Below are 19,660 nucleotides of genomic sequence, written 5' to 3' on the forward strand. Positions count from 1 at the left end.
GGGGCTCACCAATAGTCCGGTTTGATTGCGGGCGCCTTGCGGGTCGCGACTCGTTCGGGGAACTGGTGTTTTTGCAGTTCCTCGGCGGTGACGACCCGGCGCATCCAGTGGGCCTGCGCTTTCAGGGAGCCGGGTTGCGGACGCGGGTACTGTGGCCGGTGAGGCAGGATCACGCCAAGGGTCACGTCCGGAAAGTCTTCGCGAATGGCCCGCAGCGCCGGTGTCATGTCGGTATCCCCCGAGACCAGAACCAGTTGCTCGATGCGCTCGCCTGGAGGATGCAGAAGCTGTCGGGCCGCGAGGCGATACATGCTGATTGCCAGGTGGACATCGGTTTCCTTTTCCTCGAGTTTCCAGATGTCCACCGTGTCTTGGCGCGAAGCTCCCACGGCTTTATCGATGAAGCGCGGGGCTTTGGCCGGTTCAAGCTGGTGGCGACCCAGGTGCACATTGACCTGACGCGCTTTCAAGGCCCGCAAGTAGGTGTCTTGTGCTTCCTTGGAGGCTCGGCCGCGGGTGGCCAGCCGGGGTTTGACCGAAGAGGTGAAGTAGTCCACCGAGACCAGTCGGCTGGCGGGGTTCTCGATCTGCACGATATGGGTCAGCAACCCGGGCAGGTCGAGCCACTTGAATGGGGTGTCAGCCAGCAACCCGTAGAACAGGTTGTAGCCGTCGACAAAGAAAGCCGTGCGCACTATTCCATTCCCTGGAAACGAAAAAACCGGCCTGGGCCGGTTTTTTCACCCCAACGGCCAGCGAACTTAATCTCTGCGTACGGGGTTGAGTTGTGAGGTCGAGCCTAGTGCCTGTACTCGTGGGGGTCAATCCCTGCCCGACGAGTGAGGAATGGCGAATGGCTGCCTGGTGCATCAACTCCGCAGGGACCGTTTTGCCCCAGCAGGCTTCGAGGATCAAGGGTATCGACGGGTATTACTGTGAGCACTTATTGCGCCGGATTCAGGGCTCAGGCTGAGGATTCTGCAAGAACACCACATAGCCCCTGAACCAGGGGCTGTCGCGCAGGGCCTGGGGTTCCTGCCAGTCGCCGCCCTGGATCAGGCCGACCTTGTAGGGCAGGCCCATGCGGTCCAGGCGCGGCAGGTAGCTGGCGTAGTTGGGGATGCTGCGGCGGCCCTGGTAGGTCTGCACCACCACTTCGTCCACCACGCCCTTGAGCTGGCCGATGGCTTGCGGGTCGGCGTTGCTGCCCCAGTCCATCAGGCCGGTGATGCTCAGGCGGTAGTGCGCGGGCAGGCGCTGGCGCAGGTCACGGAGGAAATTGCCGTAGCGTTCGAGGTCGCGGGTGCTGCTGTCAAAGTCGATCTGGATGCCCACCACCGGGCTGCCCGTGGCCTGCCAGCGCTGCAACTGGCCGAACAGCTGGCGATACACCGGTTCGCTCCAGGCCAGGGTGTGGGCGCGGTATACCACCCACACCTGTTCCTGGGGCAGGCGCGACACCGGCAGGCCTTGGGCGATGAGCTGGACGCCGCTGGCCGGATGGCGCCGCGAGCGACTGATCTGGCCCTGGAGGATGTACAGGGTCTTGGCCCGGGCCAGCACTGGCTGGGTCTTGACCCCGCTCCACAGCCAGAAGGCGTCGTGGTCGGCGGCCTGCACTGGCGCCGCGCCGGCCGCCGGGATGGCCCACCACAGCCAGAGCGGCAGCAGGCCGTAACCCAGGGACTTCATTCTCACCAGTAGTAGCGCAATGACTGGCTCCATTGGGTATCCCCCAGCTTGGTCTTCAACTGACGGAACCAGGCCTTGCGCACGGCCGGTTCGACGCCGGCGCCGCCACAGTTGTTGTGGCCCGAGGAGGCGTAGCAGTTGATGGCCCGGTACAAGGCATAGGCCCGGTCGTCACGGCTGGCCTTGGGGTTGTTGATCACCACCTGATAGCCGTCGAGCCGCGAGAACGGCTTGCCCGGGAACGCATCCGGGGTGCCGCCCAGGTTCTGGGCTGGTGGCGGGGTGTCCAGGGGCATGCGGTCGAAGCCGCTGTAGCGCATGAACTCGCCGAGGCAGATCAGCCCGGCCGGAGCCTTGGGATCACGCTGCAGGAGGGCGGCCGTCTCCACCAGGCTCGGGCACCGGTAGTCGGGGGTTTGCGCTTCGGGCTGTGCGCCATTCCAGTGGAAATCCTGCAATGGCGTGGTACTGAGGTAGATGTAGCCCAGGCTGGCGGGAAGACTGGCGTCGGGCAGGGTGGGCGGCAGTTGCTCGTAGTCCTGGCCGAAGGCCGCGTACTGGCCGCGGGTCAGGTCCTTGTACAGCAGGATAAAGCGCGCGGCGTTGCGCTCTTCTGCCGAGTCGGCCTTCTGCGCCTGTTGGCGCAGCAGTTTGGGCGAGGCCACCTGGCGCAGGAGAATGGCGCGCACCTGGGCGGGCTTGATCGGCGAGTCGGCGGCGAACACCTTGTCCAGTTGGCCGCTGCGCTCGTAGGTGTAGGCCAGGGCCAGTTCCAGCTGTTCGCGTTGCAGCGGTTGCTGGGCCAGGGGCAGCAATTGCAGCCACAGCGCCTCGGCGCCTTTCCAGTCCTGTTGGGCCTGCATTGCCAGGCCACGCAGGGTCTGCTGGCTGAAGCTCAGGTAGTCCAGGTGCGCTGGCAACTGGCTGGGCAGTTGCTTGAGCGCCGTGGCCGGTTGCTGCTCGACATACAGGCTGAAGGCGGCCTGCAGATAATCGAACAGTGCCGGTTGCCCTTCGAACAGGGCTTTTTGCTGTTGCAGGGTATCGCGGGTCAATGCCGCCGGCGTGGCGCCGCGCATGTGCATCAGGTCCTTGACCGCCAGCAGCAGCGGGGCCTTGAAGTTGTCTTCGGGCAGGCTCAGCAGTTTGTAGTCGACTTCTTCCACCAGGTCGTCCAGACGCATGTTGCGCGGGGTGCCCGGCGCCTGGGTCAGTTGCCAGGCGTAGTCGTCGGCCAGGGCCGGGGTGTCGCCCGTCAGCCAGTGCACACGCCGGATCAGGCCTTTGGCGGACACGGCGTAACGGCCCTGTGGATAAGCCTTCAGGTAGGCCTCGAAACCGGCGCCGGCCTGTTGCAGGACGGCTTTGTCCACATGCTCCAGATTGACCATGCTCCATTCATCGAAGGCGTTCTGCTGGGCCAGGTTGAGGGTGGTGCGCGGGCTCATGTAGGCCGCGGTTTCGGCCAGCCAGGGCTGGGGATTGTCCTTGAGCGCGGCAAAACCGTTGCCGGCTTCGCTGAAGCGGCCGCTGTAGAAGTCGGCGGCGGCCTGCAGGTAGCTGGCGAACGCCTTGGCCGCCGCCGAGTTCAGGTTGCCTGGCAGCAGCTTGCTCATTTCGCTGGCGTTCCAGCTGCAGCTGGCCAGCAGTTGCACCCGGGCTTCGGCCAGGGCCTGGCGTTCTTCCGGGCTCAGTGGCGCCTGGTTGAGCTGCTCGACAAAGGCCAGGGCGCTGGCGTCCGAGTTGCTGCGGCAGCGGCTGCCTTCTCCGGAGAGAAAGCCGTCCCCGGCGGTTTCCTTGCTGTCGCGACGCAGGCCCACGGCCTCCAGCAGGCTGTCGAGCTGCTCGGTGGCGGGCGAGGGGCCGGGCTTGGGTGGGTTGCCCGTGTCGGGGTCGAGTTCAGGGGCCGCCGGGTACAGGCGATAGTGCATGAAGGGTACGGGACCGTAGCCCATGCCCAGTTCATCCTGGGTCAAGGCCCTGGGAGTCAGAGGCAGACTGCCCTGGTCGGCCAGCAGCAGCCGCAGGTTGACCCGGCTGTCGTTGCCCGGGCTGAGAAAGGGCAGATTGCTGCAACCGTCCAGTTGGTTGGCGTACAGCTTCCAGGTCGGTGAGCAGGTGTCATCCGAACTGGCCTGGGCCTGGCCGGCGCAGAGCGCCGCGAGGGCCAGGGTCAATGACGAGAGCAGAAGCTTGCGCATGAATTGTCCTTAATTCAGAAAAGCCGGGAGGGCAGGTTCCGAGTGTGGCGAAAATCATACAGAAGGCGCCGGCTGGCACCTACGTTGCTGGTTAGAAAATCTGCCGTTCTGTGACGCGACTTTGCTGTCCTCCGGTCTATGTTCATCCATTGCCGGGGAGGGCCGGGCCTGACCCCGGAGCGCGGTGCCCGAGGGCAATCGTCAGGAGTCGCACAAGACATTCGATGAGCGGCTTTTTGCCCGCGTGTCTGAGCTTTGCGGTTTTCCAGGCAAAGGACGATGCTGTCGGGGTTTTAGCGACCAGATCATGCGAATTTATGGGGAGCAAGGAATGGATTTTCGCAGAGCGCCGGAGTTGATCGGGCGTTTGCAAGAGCAGGCCGTCGTGCCTCAGGAGCAGGGCGTGCAACGGCTGATGCGCCGGGTGCTTGAGTACTGGTTGCTGCCGGTATTGCTGCTGGCGGCGGCCGTCCGCTTTTATGACCTGACCGCGGCGGCCATCTGGGGCGATGAAGGCTCCAGCCTGGTGCTCAGTCAGTATTCGCTGAGCGATATCTGGGTGCATGCGGCCCGTGACGTGCATCCCCCGCTGTATTTCATGCTGTTGCGCGGCTGGATCGAACTGTTTGGCGACGGGATCTTTTCCATTCGCACCTTCAGCGCGCTGCCGGGGATCGTCACCGTAGGGCTGGGCGTCTGGCTGGTGGCGCTCCTGGCGACCCGCCGCGCGGCGATTCTCGCCGGTGTGCTGCTGGCGCTGCTGCCCACGGCCGTGCGCTACAGCCAGGAAGTGCGCATGTATGCGCTGCTGGGCCTGTTGCTGTTGGGGGCGACCCTGGCCCTGGTGTACTGGCTGCGCCAACCCTCGCGCCGGGGCTATCTGGTCAGCTACGCGTTGCTGATGACCCTGGCCTTCTACACTCATTACTTCACGGCCTTCTGCGTGCTGGCGCACTGGCTGTACCTGGCGCTGTCGGGCGTGCGCGGCGAGGGCGACAGGCGTCTGATCGTCCGGCCGGCCTGGTGGCTGGCGAATGCGGCGATCGTGCTGCTGTACCTGCCCTGGGTGCCGGAGTTGCTGGACCTGCTGCGGCATATGGACGAATTGAAGGCCAACGGCGATGTCGGCTGGGAACCTCCGGTGACGTGGACGTCGCTGCCGGCGATGGTCTGGCAATTGCTGATCCAGGACGAGGGCGACAACCTGCCCGGGGCGCTGTTCGTGGGCATGCCGCTGCTGTTGCTGGCGCTCTGCAGCGTACCGGCCTGGCGTAAGTGGGCGCCGGTCCGCTTTGGCGGGCTGCTGGCGAGTTTCACCCTGCTGCCGTTGTTGCTGGTGTTTGCGGTGTCGTTCGCCTCCCCGGTGTTTATCGAGCGCTACCTGACCGCCTATGCCCTGGGGGTGCCGATGATCATCGCGGTACTCGTCGATCGCTGGCTGAAATCGGCCCGGCTGGTGGCGCTGGCGCTGCTGGTGGGGTTTGTCGGGCTGGAAGCGGTAGGGCTGAAAAACAACATCGATGTCGACGCCAACGACCAGGTCAGCGTGATGGTCGACTACGTCAACCGGCACTACGTGGCCGGTGACCGCATCGTGATCAGCGACATGCTTTGGTACCTGAGCTACCTCTACTACAACCGCACCGATGCCCAGCCGATGCTCTATACGCCGCCGCTGCCGGGAGGCGCCTCCAGCAGGCCGAACGCCTACGGCTTTGGCACCCTGATCGACCAGCCGGACCAGGTCTACCTGGACCAGTTGAGCCGTTTGCCGGCGGGCAGCGGGCGCTATTGGCTGGTGGGGGCGGACGATCCGGCCGAAGAGTTCGCGCCGTTGCCGCCGGGGTGGCGCAAAGTCAGTCAGTTCGCCGCGGGCGGTACCCGGGCGCGGCTGTTTGTCCTCTGTGGCCCGGCAACGGGCTTGCCCTGCACCGGGCAATGAGCGCGCAGGGTGCCGTTCGGAAGTTCGGGGCATTGAGTTGCGCCGTGCGACCTAGACTTGCATCAGGAGTCACAGTCCTGTCCCCGTTCGCGGGGCACCGAGGTGCATCATGCGTATGGCAAGAACCGTGCAGCGCAGCCTGGAACAGGCCGCTTGCGAGTTTGATCTGGTGACCCATCCCCATTCCGCCAGCAGCCTGGAAACGGCGCGGGTAGCGGGGGTGCCGGCGGAGCGGGTGGCCAAGTCGGTGATTCTCGACGATCACCACGGCCACTACCTGATGGCGGTGTTGCCGGCCAGCCGTCACCTGGACCTCGGCAAGGTGCGCGGCAGCGGCGAATGGCAGATCACCCGGGAAAGCACCCTGGCCCATCTGTTCAACGATTGCGAGCGCGGCGCGGTGCCGGCCCTGGGCGAGTCCTATGGGCTGGACGTGGTGATCGACCCGCTGCTGACCCGGCAGAAAGACATCTATCTGGAAGCCGGCAACCACCACAATCTGGTGCACATGAGCATGGCCCAGTACCTGAAGCTGGTGCCCCACGCTGAAGTCTGCGAAGTCTCGCACTGATCAGGAGCCTGACCATGGAAGCACCGACCCACAACCTGCCGGCGCTGTTCAAGCAGTTGGGGCTGGCCGATGACCCGGAGAGTATTGATCGTTTCATCGCCACTCATTCGCCGCTGAAGCCGGAGTTGCACCTGGCGGACGCGTTCTTCTGGAGCAAGAGCCAGGCGGACTTCCTGCGCACGGAAGTGCTCGATGATGCGGACTGGGCGGAGGTGGTGGATCAGTTGGATGTGTTGTTGAGGAAGGGGCGCGGGGGGTGATGGGCTGTGGTTGTTGTGATGGGGTATTTAGACCAGAATCATGACCTGAATTGAGGTCATGATTATGCAGAGCATTCTGGCTGACAAAGCCGTCAGCGTATCCGAGTTGAAGAAAAACCCGTCTGCCGTCTTGAGTGGTGCCCAGGGGGGACCCGTGGCGGTGTTGAATCACAATCGTGTCATGGGCTACATGGTTCCGGCCGAGGTTTTCGAGGCGTTGATGGAACGCCTGGATGATCTTGAGCTGGCCGAGATCGTTCGCGCGCGCAGCCATGAGACGCCCGTCCCGGTCAGTCTGGATGACTTATAGACTTGAGTTCCTGCCTTCGGCACACAAGGAATGGAACAAGTTGGGGCATACCCTTCGAGCGCCATTCAAGAAAAAGCTCGCCGAACGGCTTGAGGTGCCGCGAATCCCGGCTGATGCCCTGCACGGACTTCCCGATTGCTACAAGATCAAACTCAAGGCTTCGGGTTACCGGCTGGTTTATCAAGTGATCGAAGAACGGGTAGTGGTTTGCGTGGTTGCGGTAGGCAAGCGCGAGCGTGGAACTGTGTACGAGCAGGCCAGGAAGCGCTGAGGTTTGTCGGGAAGCTGTGCTTCTCCATCATCAGGTAATTGTTACAAAACTTGACTGGATTTATTCGTCGATGCCATATTGATAGTTAGCAAACTAACAGTGTACGAACAGTCTTGTGCCCAACTCCCTTGAATCACTCCACATGAACATCAGCAGTGGCATGGTGGTCGCGTCCCGGCATTGGCGGCGGATCTGCCAGAGCACCCTGGTCAATTTCGGCATTTCCGAAGCCTGTGCGGTGCCCCTGCTGATGATCGGGCGCCTCGGCGAGGGCGTGCGCCAAGTCACCGTGGCCCAGGCCGCAGGGATGGAAAGCCCATCGCTGGTGCGCCTGTTGGATCAACTGTGCAGTGCCGGCTACGTGTGCCGCAGTGAAGACCCCAACGATCGTCGGGCCAAGTGCCTGAGCCTGACCGACAGCGGCCGCGAGCTGGTGCAGGCGGTGGAAAGCGAGCTGGTGCGCCTGCGCCATGACGTTCTGGAAGGCATCAGCAGCAGCGACCTGGAAGCGGCGCTGCGGGTGATCCGCGCCTTCGAGTCCGCCAGCCATGTGCCGGTGCTGTCCTCTTGAAAGGCTTCTTTACCGGCATGCCCCCCGCGCGGGACTGGTTCTACGGTGTCCGCACTTTCGCGGCATCGATGATCGCCCTGTACATCGCCATGCTGATGCAGATGCCCCGTCCCTATTGGGCCATGGCCACGGTGTACATCGTCTCCAGCCCCTTTGTCGGCCCCACCAGTTCCAAGGCGCTGTACCGGGCGATCGGGACCTTTCTCGGCGCGGCGGCGGCGGTGCTGCTGGTGCCGATGTTCGTGCAGAGCCCCTATGTGCTGGTGCTGATCATTGCCCTGTGGACCGGGATCCTGCTGTTTCTGTCCATGCACCTGCGCACCGCCAACAACTACGCGCTGATGCTGGCCGGCTACACCCTGCCGCTGATCGCCCTGCCGGTGGTGGACAACCCTCTGGCGGTGTGGGACGTGGCCGAGGCGCGCACCGAGGAAATCTTCCTCGGCATCATTTGCGCCGCGGTCATCGGCAGCCTGTTCTGGCCCCGGCGGCTGGCCCCGGTGTTCGTCGATTCCGCCGGCAAGTGGTTCGCCGATGCCGCGCTCTACAGCCAGCGCTTCCTGGCCCGCAACGTCCAGCCCGAAGAGGTCAGCGCCCTGCGCACATCGATGGTGGGCACCTTCAACACCCTGGAGCTGATGATTGGCCAGTTGCCCCACGAAGGCGCCCGGCCGCAGACGGTGCGCAACACCAAGGAGCTGCGCGGGCGGATGATCCACCTGCTGCCAGTGGTGGACGCCCTGGATGACGCCCTGTATGCCCTGGAGCGGCGGACCCCGGAGCTGGTGGCGCAATTTGCCCCTGTGCTGGCCAAGGCCGAAGCCTGGCTGCAAGGCACCGCCCGGGATGCCTCGGTGGAACACTGGCAGGCCCTGCGCAGCGAGCTCGAAGCCCTGCAGCCCAGCGCTGAAGCGCTGGACGATCGACGCCAGCTGCTGTTTTCCAATGCCCTGTATCGCCTCGGCGAGTGGATCGACCTCTGGCAGGACTGCCGCAGCCTGCAGCATGCCATCCAGTGCGAAAGCCAGGACACCTGGCGCGCGGTCTACCGGCATTGGCGCCTGGGCCGGCTGACGCCGTTTCTCGACCGCGGGCTGATGCTGTATTCGGCGGGCTCGACGGTGCTCGCGATCATCGTCGCCTCGGTACTGTGGATCCTCCTGGGCTGGACCGACGGCGGCAGCGCGGTGATTCTCGCGGCGGTGGCCTGCAGCTTCTTCGCCTCCATGGACGACCCGGCGCCGCAGATCTACCGGTTTTTCTTCTGGACCGCGATGTCGGTGCTGTTCGCCAGCCTCTACCTGTTCCTGATCCTGCCCAACCTGCACGATTTCCCGATGCTGGTGCTGGCCTTCGCCGTGCCCTTTATCTGCGTCGGCACCCTGACGGTACAGCCGCGCTTCTACCTGGGCATGCTCCTGACCATCGTCAACACCTCGTCCTTCATCAGTATCCAGGGCGCCTACGACGCGGATTTCCTGAGCTTTGCCAACTCCAACCTGGCCGGGCCCATGGGCCTGCTGTTCGCCTTTGTCTGGACCCTGATCGCCCGACCGTTCGGCTCGGAGCTGGCGGCCAAGCGCCTGACCCGCTTCAGCTGGCGCGACATTGTCAGTCTTTCCGAGCCTGCAACCCTGGCCGAGCACCGGCACATGGCCGCGCAGATGCTCGACCGGCTGATGCAGCACCTGCCGCGCCTGGCCATCACCGGCCAGGACACCGGCGCCGCGCTGCGCGAGTTGCGCGTGGCGCTCAACGTGCTGGACCTGCTGGCCTACGCGCCGCGGGTGCGGGGCGTGGCCCAGGCCCTGCTGGGCCAGGTGGTGGCCGAGGTCGGCGACTACTTCAAGGCCTGCCTCAAGGCCGGCGAACGCCTGCCGGCCCCCGGCGGCCTGCTGATGACCCTCGATCGCACCCGCCGGGCCTTGGGCAGCCAGGGCCTGCAAGGCGACGACGAAACCCGCCTGCACCTGTTGCACGCCCTCAGCGGCCTGCGTCTGGCACTGCTGCCGGGGGTGGAATTCGTCGCCACCGGCGAGCTTGAACACCCCCTTCCCCATGGCATTGATGGAGCGCCCTTGTGATCGGTGATCTGGATATCAGCGGGGTGTTCCTGCCCACGCTGCTGGTGCTGATGGGCATCACTTATGGCTTGTACCTGCTGGTGCACGGGGTGCTGACGCGCTTGCACTTTTATCGTCTGGTCTGGCACCGGGCGCTGTTCAACGTGGGTCTCTACGCGCTGCTGCTGGGCGCGGTGGACTCTCTGAGTCGATACCTGATGACATGAAAAAACCCTTATTGACCATTGGCCGTGTGGTCCTGACGTTACTGGTGGTGACCTTCGCGGTCGTGGTGGTCTGGCGCATGGTGATGTACTACATGTTCGCGCCCTGGACCCGGGACGGGCACATCCGCGCCGATATCGTGCAAATCGCCCCGGACGTGTCCGGGCTGATCCAGCAGGTGGAGGTGCGCGACAACCAACTGGTCAAGCGCGGCCAGGTGCTGTTCAGCATCGACCAGGACCGCTTCAAGCTGGCCCTGCGCCAAGCCAGGGCGGCCCTGGCCGACCGCCAGGAAACCCTGGCCCAGGCCCAGCGCGAGGCCAAGCGCAACCGTGGCCTGGGCAATCTGGTGCCGCGCGAGCAACTGGAAGAGAGCCAGTCCCGCGAGGCCCGTGCCCAGTCGGCCCTGGCCGAGGCCCAGGTGGCGGTGGACAGCGCCCAGCTCAACCTCGACCGCTCGGTGGTGCGCAGCCCGGTGGACGGCTACGTCAACGACCGCGCGCCGCGCACCCAGGAGTTCGTCACCGCCGGGCGCCCGGTGCTGTCGGTGGTGGACAGCAATTCCTTTCATATCGATGGTTACTTCGAAGAAACCAAGCTCGATGGCATTCATGTTGGTCAGGCGGTGGACATCCGTGTGATCGGCGACCGCGCGCGGCTGCGCGGGCATGTGGAAAGCATCGTCGCCGGGATCGAGGACCGTGATCGCAGCAGCGGCTCCAACCTGCTGCCCAACGTCAACCCGGCCTTCAGCTGGGTGCGCCTGGCGCAACGGATTCCGGTGCGGATCGCCTTTGATGACGTGCCGGCGGACTTCCGCATGATTGCCGGGCGCACCGCCACGGTGTCGATCCTCGACGACCAGGCCAAGCGGGAGCCCGGGCAATGAAGCCGGGCGCATGTTTGGCCCTGGCCGGGCTCGGCCTGCTGCTCTCGGCCTGCCAGATGGTCGGGCCGGACTACCGGCTGCCCAAGGACGCGGCGCTGCAACGCCAGGACTTGCAGGGCGAGTTGAGCGCCAAGGACGCCAACGTGGTGTCGGCACCGGTGCCCGCCGACTGGTGGCGGCTGTACCAGGACCCGCGCCTGGACCAGCTGGTACAGCAGGCCCTGGCGTCCAATACCGACTTGCGGGTAGCCGCGGCCAACCTGGCCCGCGCCCGGGCCCAGGTGGATGAAGCCCAGGCCGCCGGCGGCTGGAGCGGTGGGGTCAAGGCCGGGGTCGAGCGCCTGCAGGAATCCGGCGAGGCCTTCCTGCTGCCGGAAAAAGTGCCGGTGGCCAACGTCGGCAACCTGTCCATCAGCACCTCTTACCAATTCGACCTGTTCGGCACCCTGCAGCGCGGCATCGAGGCGGCCCAGGCCAATGCCGACGCGACCCAGGCCGCGGCCGATACCGCGCGCATCACCCTGGTGGCGGATGTGGTGCGGGCCTACACCCAGGTCTGCGCGGCCAACGAAGAGCGGGAAATCGCCGAGCACTCCCTGAGCCTGCAAGCCCAGAGCACCGAACTGACCCAGCGCCTGCGCGATGCCGGGCGCGGCGACGAAACCCAGGTCACCCGCTCCCAGACCCAGTTCAAATCCCTGCGCGCCGAGCTGCCGCGCTATGAAGCCGCTCGCCAGTCGGGGCTGTTTCGCCTGTCGATGCTGCTGGCCAGGCCGGTGGATCAATTGCCCGCTGGCACCGGCACGTGCGCCGAGTTACCGCACATCGCCCAACTGTTGCCGGTGGGTGACGGCGCGGCGCTGCTCAAGCGCCGTCCCGACGTACGCCAGGCCGAGCGCCAGTTGGCCGCCGCCACCGCGCGCATCGGCGTGGCCACCGGGGCCCTGTACCCGGACATCAGCATTGGCGCGACGGTCGGCACCGTGGGCATCCTCGACAACCTCGGCAAGCCGTCCACCAACCGCTGGGGCTTCGGCCCGCTGATCAGCTGGACGGTGCCGGCCAACGGCGCCCGCGAGCGCATTCATGAGGCCGAGGCCGCGAGCCAGGGCGCCCTGGCGCATTTCGACGGCGTGGTGCTCAACGCCATTCGTGAAACCCAGACCGGCCTGGCCCAGTACAGCGCGCAACTGCAACGCCGCGAGGCCCTGGCAGATGCCGAGCAGTCGGCGCAACAGGCGGCGGACCAGACCCACCGCTTCTTCCAGGCCGGACGCGTGTCCTTCCTCGCCGACCTGCAAGCCACCCGCACCTACACCGATATGCGCGCGCAACTGGCGGCGGCCAACACCCAGGTGGCAATGAGTCAGATCGATCTGTTCCTGGCCCTGGGTGGCGGCTGGGAAAGCGGACGAACGCAAGCTTCGCCACCGATCAAACCCTGAGGCCGTTGCTATGCTTTGAACAGTTGCAAAGCCTGTGGTGCAACGGGTTTTGCAACCGATCAAAGCATGTGATGGTCATGGGGATTCCAATAATGAAAAACCCTTATGCTCCGGGCTTCTGGTGCGCGCTCTGTGCGCTGGTGCTGCTCTCTGCCACCTACTTCTACGGCATCATGCTGGCCCATCAGATCGACAAGGCCATGGTCTTTCTCGACAGCGCCAGTGCGCTGATCGCGGTGCTGGCCATTGGCGTGGTGGCCTGGGCCTCCTGGCAGAATCAGAAAATCAGGAAACGACAGCTCGAACAGAGCAAGACCCTGGTGGTCATCTGGGACACCAAGGTTGCCCTGCGCCGGGTCGAAACCGTGTTCGACCGCTATTTCTGGGGCAGCTACTGGCAACCGGGGCGCACCTTCGCCGAAGTCATGGGCGAACTGACCGGCACCCCGCTGGAAAAGAGCCTGGAAGCCCTGAAGAAGCAGTGCATGCTGCTCGACAAGCAGGCCGACGACGGCCACCACTGGCTGAGCAACGCCCGCGAGCTGTCGGACGTCGCCACCGCCATGGCCCGGGAACGCTATCAGCTGGACTTCTGCGACCCCCGGGGCGAGTCCCGGGGCAACAGCACGGTGATCGACCGGGATTTCGAGGTCCTGGTCTACACCTGGAGCGCGCGCCTCAAAAGCTTCGACCATCAACTCGATGCCCTGGAAGTCCAATACTCCTGAGCTGCAAGCCTCAAGCCGCCTGCTGCCGCTAGCTTGCAACTTGAGGCTTGTAGCTTGCTGCTGGTTTAGCTTTGGCCGCCAGTGGTAATCTGCGCCGTTTTTACGCGGAGTCGAGCCGCGACCCGTCATGGGTTCAGGGAAGACCAGCACACCTTCAAACAACGGATATTGATCGGGTCAGACATGAATAAATCAGCAGGCGTACTGTTAGGAATCGTCGTCGCAGTAGGTGCCATCAGTGCCGGCGGTGCCTGGTACACCGGCACCAAGCTGGAAGGGGTCCTGCAGCAGCAGGTGATCGAGAGCAACAAGGAGCTGCAGACGGCGCTGATCGGCTACGACGCCACCGCTACCCTGGAACTGGTGTCCCTGGAGCGTGGCGTATTCAGCAGCAACGCCCGCTACCGCCTCAAGGGCCAGGGTGAAGTGTTCGGTGGCGATCTGGAACTGATGATCGCCGACCACATCGAACACGGCCCGCTGCCGTTCTCGCGCCTGATCCGTCTCAAGTGGCTGCCCGTCATGGCGTCCAGTCATTTCCAACTGGAAAATAATGCCCAGACCGACAAGTTGTTTGCCGCCACCAAGGGTGCTGCACCGTTCAAGGGCGTGGTCAATGTTGGCTATGACCTGTCCGCCGAGGGCACTGTGGATTTCGCTCCGATGGAGCTGGCCCGGGATGAGCTGAACAACCTCAAGTTTTCCGGCCTGAACGCCACCTTCAGCGTCAGCGAAAACCGCCAGAAAGCCAAGGTCGACGGCTACATGGACAGCCTGAGCCTGTTCCTCAGCTCGCCGGATAAAGCACCGCTCAAACTGGAAATCAACGGCCTGACCCTGGCCAGCAACCTGCAAAAGAGCAGCTTCGACTACTACCTGGGCCAGAACACCCTGGAGCTCACCAGCACCAAGGCCACCTTCGGTGACAAGCAGTCGGTGCTGACCCTGAAGAACTTCGAACAGAAGACCTCCAGCGAAGAAACCGGCAGCACGTTAGCGGGCCGCGCGGATTACCGAGTGGGCGAAATCGCCTTCGACGGCAAGACCGTGGGTTCGGCCGAGATGCTCTGGAGCATGAAGAACCTCGACAGCCAGGGCATGCTCGATCTGCTCCAGATCTACCAGACCGTGCTGCAGCCGTATCAGCAGGCTGCCACCGCGGCCACTGCCGAGGGCGAGCCGGCGCCGGAGCTGCAAATGAGCGAAGCTCAAGAGGTCAAGGTGCGTGCGGCGGTGAACAAGGTCCTGGAAGCCAAGCCACAGATCGCCCTGGAAAGCCTGGCATTCAAGACCGCCGGTGGTGAAAGCCGTTTCAGCCTGAGCCTGGATCTGGCCAAGCCGCAGAGCCTGGAGCTGCCGCCGGCCGAGCTGGGCAAGCAACTGGTCAGCCAACTGGACGCCAAGCTGTCGCTGTCCAAGCCGATGGTGGCGGACGTGGCGGCCTTGCAGGCCCAGGCTGAAGGCCTGACCGACGCCAAGCAGATTGCCGAGCAGAGCGCGGCCACCGCGGAAATGCTCAGCGCCATGGCCCTGGCCACTCAATTGGCCAAGCTGGAAGGCAATAACGTGGTATCAGCGCTGCACTACGCCAACAACGAGGTGAATTTCAACGGCCAGAAGATGAGCGTTGAACAGTTCGTGGGCTTTGTCATGAGCAAGATGGGCGGTGCTGGCGCCCTGCAATAAGCCGTTAAAAGGGGCGCTTTGCCCGCCCCTGAATCCCCCTCGACGCCCGGTGCTGTGTGACGCAGCCCGGGCGTTGTGCTGTCTGCAGCACCTGGGCGGTGACGGGCGAACGCCGACCGCTCTGACGCGGTGCCTGCACAGGTCTTGAAAACTGATTCTGAATAAAGATGGGGATTCAAATTCTCGACTACCCTTCGTGGAAGAATTTCCCGGAAAGCTATGCCGGGTCATGCGTTCCCGCTACCTGACGTCTGCAAGGGCGAGCGGGTTGAGCTCCGGCTTGCTATGTAAGGATGCTGACGAAATGCCACGTATTGCTCATCCCGCTCGCCGTTGTGGTCTGCGCCCGCTTTTTGGCCTGGCGCTGTGCAGCCAACTGCTCTGGTCCGGGGGAGCCTGGGCCGATGCCGCCTATGACCAGTTGATCATCCAGGCCCGGGCCGGCAGTTATGCACCGGCACTCGACCATCTGCGGCAGGTGCCTGACAGTGCCTTGAACAACGGGCTGGTCAGTGATCACTTGCAGATCGCCAGCTGGGCCGGGCTCGACGCCGAGGTGGTGAAGGTCTATGAAACCCAGGGACGCAACCGCGTGCTGCCGCTGCAGGCGCTGACGGCCACGGCCCGGGCCTATCGCAACCTCAAGCAGTTTGACAACGCCACCCGGCTTTATCGCCAGGCCCTGGAGCGCGAGCCGCAGAATGCCGACCTGCAACTGGGCCTGGCCCTGACCCAGGCCGACGCCAACCAGCCGGCGGAGGCGGTGGCCCGGACCCGGGCTCTGGTGGCGGCCAAGCCCGATGATCCGTCGCGGCGCCTGGCGCTGGGCTATGCACTGACCCGGGCCAATCAGCCCTACGACGCCCTGGCCGAGTACGACCAGGCCTTTGTTCGCGCCGGCGACAAGCCCGAGGTCCTGCGTGAATACATCTACGCCCTGCAACGGGCGCGCTTGCCGGAGCCGGCCCTGCGCCTGGCCCGGCAGCATCCGGGGCTGATCGATCCGGTCATTCAGCGGCGGATCCAGGCCGATCTGGCGGCCGAGCGGGTGCGCCTGTCGGAGCTGGCCAGCCGTGGCGAAAAGGAACGGTTTGTGGTGGCCGACCGCGCCCTGGCCGACTATGACGCCCTGTTCGCGGCCTGGGAGCATGACCCTCAGGCTCAGGAAGACCTGACCCGCTGGCGCATCGACCGGTTGGGGGCGCTCAAGTCCCGGGCGCGTACCGCAGAGGTGATCAGCGAATATGAGCAGCTCACCGCTGCCGGTGTGGCCATTCCCCTCTATGCCCTGCGCTGGGTGGCGGCTTCCTACCTCGACCAGCGCCAGCCGGAAATGGCCGCGGATCTGTATCGGCGCGTACTGTCGGCCCCGGATGGCGATGCCACGTACCGTCTGGAAGACACCACCGCCCTGTATTACGCGCTACAGGAGAGCGAACAGCCGGAAGAGGCGCTGAAGCTCGCCAATGACCTGGCCGACAGCACGCCACGGCGGATTCAACTCACCGGACAAACCGTCGGCGACCCCAATGACGATTGGGTCGATGCGCAACTGCTGGCGGCCCAGGCCGGTGCTGCCGGTGTGTCGGGGGCGGACCTGCCGGGCACCGAACAACGGCTGGAGGCCCTGGCCGAGCAGGCCCCGGGCAATATCAGTGTGCGTCTGGCCCAGGCCGACCTGTACCGGGTGCGGGACTGGCCGCGGCGCTCGGAAAGCCTGCTCAAGGAAACCGAAAGCGTGGCCCCCCGCGATGTCAGCCTGGAAGTGTCCCAGGGGCACACCGCCCTGGAACTGCAGGAATGGCGGCAACTGGATGCCTTGACCGACGATGTGCTCGAGCGCTTCCCGGAAAGTCGCCAGGTGCAGCGCCTGGCCCGCGAGCGCGAAGTGCATGACATGGCCGAGTTGCGCGTCTCGACCTACGGCGGCAAGAGCTACGGCGGCGGCAGCAGCGGTGCCGGCGCAGTGGCCGGGAGCCGGGATTTCGGCATCGAAAGCCGGCTTTATACGCCGCCGATTGCCGAGGACTGGCGCCTGTTCGGCGGGATCGGCTACGCCATGGGCGATTTTCCCGAAGGCATCGGCCATCACCGCTGGCAGGTCCTGGGGGTGGAGCGGCGAACCCGTGACATGACCCTGGAAGCCGAAGTCTCCAACCACTCCTACGGCTATGGCGACAAGACCGGTGCCCGGGTGTCCCTGGCCCGAGACATCGACGATCACTGGCAATACGGCGGCAGCCTCGACTACCTCTCGGCCAACACCCCGCTGCGGGCGTTGAACAGTGACATCAGCGCCAATGGCGGCAGCGCTTTCCTGCGCTGGCGGGCCAATGAAAGCCGGGAATGGAAACTGTCCCTCAGTCCGTCGCATTTCAGCGACGGCAACAACCGTTTCGAAGCGCTGCTCACCGGCCGTGAAGGGGTCTACCGCTCACCCAAGGTGCAGGTCGACCTCGGCCTGGAAGTGGGCGCCAGCCACAACACCCTGCAAGACACGCCCTACTACAACCCCGAGGCGGATCTCAGCGTGCTGCCCACGGTCACCGTCAACCACGTGCTCTATCACCGCTATCAAACCGCCTGGAGCCAGCAGTTCCAGGCCGGCGCCGGGACTTACAGCGAACGCGGCTATGCCACCGGCGCGGTGGGGCTGCTCAGCTACGGCCAGCGCTACAGCTGGAATGACGTGTTCGATATCGCTGGCGTCTTGAGCGTGATCAACCGGCCCTACGACGGCGATCGGGAAACCGATCTGCGTCTGGCGGTCGACCTTACCTATCGTTTCTAGAGACGAGCGTGATGATGCGCCTGATCAACCGTTGCATCCTCCTGCTGGGAGTTCTGGTTCTCAGCGCCTGTTCCCAGCCCGCGGCGGAGTTTGTCGCCCCGGCGCAGCGCCCCTTGCCTCACAGCGAGGCGCCGTGGCCGAAAAACCACGTGCTGGGCATTGCCTACCACGACATCGAGGATCGCGACCCGGACCAGCGGGTGGTGGCGGTACGCACCGAGCGGATGATCGAGCAACTGGCCTGGCTGCGGGAGAACGGCTACCGGCCGGTGACCGTGGACCAGATCCTGGCGGCGCGCAAAGGGGGGCCGGAACTGCCGGCCAAGGCCATCCTGCTGACCTTCGACGACGGTTATTCGAGCTTCTACACCCGCGTGCTGCCGGTGCTGCGCAGCTATCGCTGGCCCGCGGTGCTGGCGCCGGTGGGCGTGTGGATCGACACCCCGGCCAATCAGCCGGTGGATTTCGCCGGCGAGCTGCGGCCCCGTTCGCAGTTCCTGACCTGGGCCCAGGTGCGCGAGATCTCGCGCTCCGGGCTGGTGGAAATTGCCGCCCATACCGACCACAGCCACCTCGGCATTCTCGCCAACCCCCAGGGCAACCTGCAGCCGGCGGCGGCTACCCGACGCTATGACGCCGCCACCGGTCGCTATGAAAGCGAGGCGGATTTCCAGGCGCGGATGCGCCACGACGTGACCAGCATCTCGGACAAGATCCTGGCGGTGGCCGGCTATCGCCCGCGGATCTGGGTCTGGCCTTATGGCACGGCCGACGGCTCGACCCTGCAAGTGGTCGACAGCCAGGGCTTCAAGATGGCCCTGACCCTGGACGACGGCCTGGACACCCTCGACAACCTGATGAGCAGCCCGCGCTTCCTGGTGGTTTCCGACCCGGACGGCATGCACTTCTCCAACAGCATCGTCGGCACCGAGGCCAGCGCCCCGATGCGGGTGGCGCACGTGGACCTGGACAATGTCTACGACCCGGATCCCAAGCAGCAGGAAATCAACCTCGGCAGGCTGGTGCAGCGCATGGCCGACCTGGGGGTCAATACCGTGTTCCTCCAGGCGTTTGCCGATCCCAAGGGGGATGGCCTGGTGCAGTCGCTGTACTTCCCCAACCGCCACCTGCCGATGCGCGCCGACCTGTTCGACCGGGTCGCCTGGCAACTGCGCACCCGGGCCCACGTCAAGGTCTACGCCTGGATGCCGGTGCTCAGCTTTGCCCTGGATGCCCACCTGCCCCGCGTCACGCGCTGGGACCCGGCCAGCGGCCAGACCGGCGTCGATCCCAAGCAGTACCAGCGGCTGTCGCCCTTCGACCCGAGCGTGCGGCGCCTGATTGGCGACCTGTATGAAGACCTGGCGCGGCTGACCTCGGTCGACGGCATCCTGTTCCACGACGACGCCGTGCTTTCGGACTTCGAAGACGCCAGCCCCGCGGCCTTGCGCGCCTATGCCGCCCAGGGGCTGCCGGATTCCATCGCCGGCCTGCGCGACGATCCGGCGACCCTGCAGCGCTGGACCCGTTTCAAGAGCCGCTACCTGATCGACTTCACCCATGAGCTGACGGCCAAGGTCCGTGCGATCCGCGGGCCCCAGGTGCAGACCGCGCGCAACCTGTTTGCCGAACCGATCGTCAATCCGCAGAGCGAAGCCTGGTTCGCCCAGAACCTCGACGACTTCCTGGTCAACTACGACTGGACCGCGCCCATGGCCATGCCCCTGATGGAAGGACAGAGCCTGAAACAGTCCGGGCCCTGGCTGGAGGCCCTGGTGGATCAGGTGCGGGCCCGACCCGGTGCCCTGCAGCGCACGGTGTTCGAGCTCCAGGCCCGGGACTGGCGGCAGAAGCCCGCCAGCGAGCTGTCGGCCCAGCAGATGGCGGACTGGATGGGCCGGCTCAAGCGCCGAGGGGCGACCCACTTCGGTTACTACCCGGACAACTTCCTCGAGAACTCACCGGACCTGAAAACCCTGCGGCCCGCGCTCTCCAACAAATGGAGCCCCTGAATC

17 protein-coding genes are annotated in these 19,660 nt (G+C 65.0%); 14 read left to right on the forward strand and 3 right to left on the reverse strand.

Going from position 1 to position 19,660, the window contains the following annotated elements; all coding sequences use genetic code 11:
* Positions 1 to 5: 5 nt before the first annotated feature.
* The 3 genes from PST29_RS00740 to PST29_RS00750 all read right to left on the reverse strand — a co-directional run bounded on the left by PST29_RS00740 (position 6) and on the right by PST29_RS00750 (position 3,893).
* Positions 6 to 695 (reverse strand): NYN domain-containing protein, encoded by a 690-nt coding sequence (locus PST29_RS00740; protein ID WP_060842105.1) that lies wholly within the window; start codon positions 693 to 695, stop codon positions 6 to 8.
* A 262-nt stretch (positions 696 to 957) separates the two neighbouring features.
* Positions 958 to 1,725: a DUF3142 domain-containing protein gene (locus tag PST29_RS00745; protein ID WP_060842106.1), complete on the reverse strand. Its 768-nt coding sequence runs from the start codon at positions 1,723 to 1,725 to the stop codon at positions 958 to 960.
* Positions 1,695 to 3,893, reverse strand: a complete 2,199-nt coding sequence (locus PST29_RS00750) for a hypothetical protein (protein ID WP_060842107.1) — start codon at positions 3,891 to 3,893, stop codon at positions 1,695 to 1,697. The genes PST29_RS00745 and PST29_RS00750 overlap by 31 nt, the downstream gene beginning before the upstream one ends.
* Before the next feature lie 331 nt (positions 3,894 to 4,224).
* Here PST29_RS00750 and PST29_RS00755 point away from each other — a divergent pair, with 331 nt between their 5' ends.
* The 14 genes from PST29_RS00755 (at position 4,225) to pgaB (ending at position 19,657) form a co-directional block, all read left to right on the forward strand.
* On the forward strand, positions 4,225 to 5,835 hold the full coding sequence (locus PST29_RS00755) for a glycosyltransferase family 39 protein (RefSeq protein ID WP_060842108.1): 1,611 nt from the start codon (positions 4,225 to 4,227) through the stop codon (positions 5,833 to 5,835).
* A gap of 109 nt (positions 5,836 to 5,944) precedes the next feature.
* Positions 5,945 to 6,406, forward strand: coding sequence for an aminoacyl-tRNA deacylase (locus tag PST29_RS00760; RefSeq protein WP_019093517.1), 462 nt, complete (start codon positions 5,945 to 5,947; stop codon positions 6,404 to 6,406).
* 14 nt (positions 6,407 to 6,420) lie between these two features.
* A complete protein-coding gene (locus PST29_RS00765; protein ID WP_047300786.1) occupies positions 6,421 to 6,666 on the forward strand; it encodes a DUF2789 domain-containing protein in 246 nt (81 codons plus the stop codon).
* A gap of 64 nt (positions 6,667 to 6,730) precedes the next feature.
* Positions 6,731 to 6,976 (forward strand): type II toxin-antitoxin system Phd/YefM family antitoxin, encoded by a 246-nt coding sequence (locus PST29_RS00770; RefSeq protein WP_060841856.1) that lies wholly within the window; start codon positions 6,731 to 6,733, stop codon positions 6,974 to 6,976.
* Positions 6,966 to 7,247 (forward strand): type II toxin-antitoxin system RelE family toxin, encoded by a 282-nt coding sequence (locus PST29_RS00775; RefSeq protein WP_060842109.1) that lies wholly within the window; start codon positions 6,966 to 6,968, stop codon positions 7,245 to 7,247. Before PST29_RS00770 ends, PST29_RS00775 begins: the two co-directional genes overlap by 11 nt.
* Positions 7,248 to 7,389: 142 nt before the next feature.
* Positions 7,390 to 7,818, forward strand: coding sequence for a MarR family winged helix-turn-helix transcriptional regulator (locus PST29_RS00780; RefSeq protein ID WP_060836935.1), 429 nt, complete (start codon positions 7,390 to 7,392; stop codon positions 7,816 to 7,818).
* Positions 7,815 to 9,902 (forward strand): FUSC family protein, encoded by a 2,088-nt coding sequence (locus PST29_RS00785; protein ID WP_060842110.1) that lies wholly within the window; start codon positions 7,815 to 7,817, stop codon positions 9,900 to 9,902. The genes PST29_RS00780 and PST29_RS00785 overlap by 4 nt, the downstream gene beginning before the upstream one ends.
* A complete protein-coding gene (locus tag PST29_RS00790) occupies positions 9,899 to 10,108 on the forward strand; it encodes a DUF1656 domain-containing protein (protein ID WP_011058538.1) in 210 nt (69 codons plus the stop codon). The genes PST29_RS00785 and PST29_RS00790 overlap by 4 nt, the downstream gene beginning before the upstream one ends.
* Entirely contained in the window at positions 10,105 to 10,995 is an 891-nt protein-coding gene (locus PST29_RS00795; protein ID WP_060836937.1) for an efflux RND transporter periplasmic adaptor subunit, read from the forward strand. Before PST29_RS00790 ends, PST29_RS00795 begins: the two co-directional genes overlap by 4 nt.
* Positions 10,992 to 12,440, forward strand: coding sequence for an efflux transporter outer membrane subunit (locus PST29_RS00800; protein WP_060842111.1), 1,449 nt, complete (start codon positions 10,992 to 10,994; stop codon positions 12,438 to 12,440). The genes PST29_RS00795 and PST29_RS00800 overlap by 4 nt, the downstream gene beginning before the upstream one ends.
* 92 nt (positions 12,441 to 12,532) lie before the next feature.
* The gene (locus PST29_RS00805; protein ID WP_060836939.1) at positions 12,533 to 13,168 is read left to right on the forward strand and encodes a hypothetical protein; all 636 of its coding nucleotides are present in this window, start codon (positions 12,533 to 12,535) and stop codon (positions 13,166 to 13,168) included.
* Between the two features lie 183 nt (positions 13,169 to 13,351).
* Positions 13,352 to 14,854: a YdgA family protein gene (locus PST29_RS00810; RefSeq protein ID WP_060836940.1), complete on the forward strand. Its 1,503-nt coding sequence runs from the start codon at positions 13,352 to 13,354 to the stop codon at positions 14,852 to 14,854.
* A gap of 304 nt (positions 14,855 to 15,158) precedes the next feature.
* Positions 15,159 to 17,645 carry a poly-beta-1,6 N-acetyl-D-glucosamine export porin PgaA gene (gene pgaA, locus PST29_RS00815; RefSeq protein WP_060842112.1) on the forward strand — a complete coding sequence of 829 codons (2,487 nt, stop codon included), beginning with the start codon at positions 15,159 to 15,161 and terminating at the stop codon, positions 17,643 to 17,645.
* 14 nt (positions 17,646 to 17,659) lie between these two features.
* A complete protein-coding gene (gene pgaB / locus PST29_RS00820) occupies positions 17,660 to 19,657 on the forward strand; it encodes a poly-beta-1,6-N-acetyl-D-glucosamine N-deacetylase PgaB (RefSeq protein WP_060841857.1) in 1,998 nt (665 codons plus the stop codon).
* Positions 19,658 to 19,660: the final 3 nt, after the last annotated feature.

It is taken from the genome of Pseudomonas sp. St29, from assembly GCF_001547915.1.
Taxonomy (GTDB): domain Bacteria; phylum Pseudomonadota; class Gammaproteobacteria; order Pseudomonadales; family Pseudomonadaceae; genus Aquipseudomonas.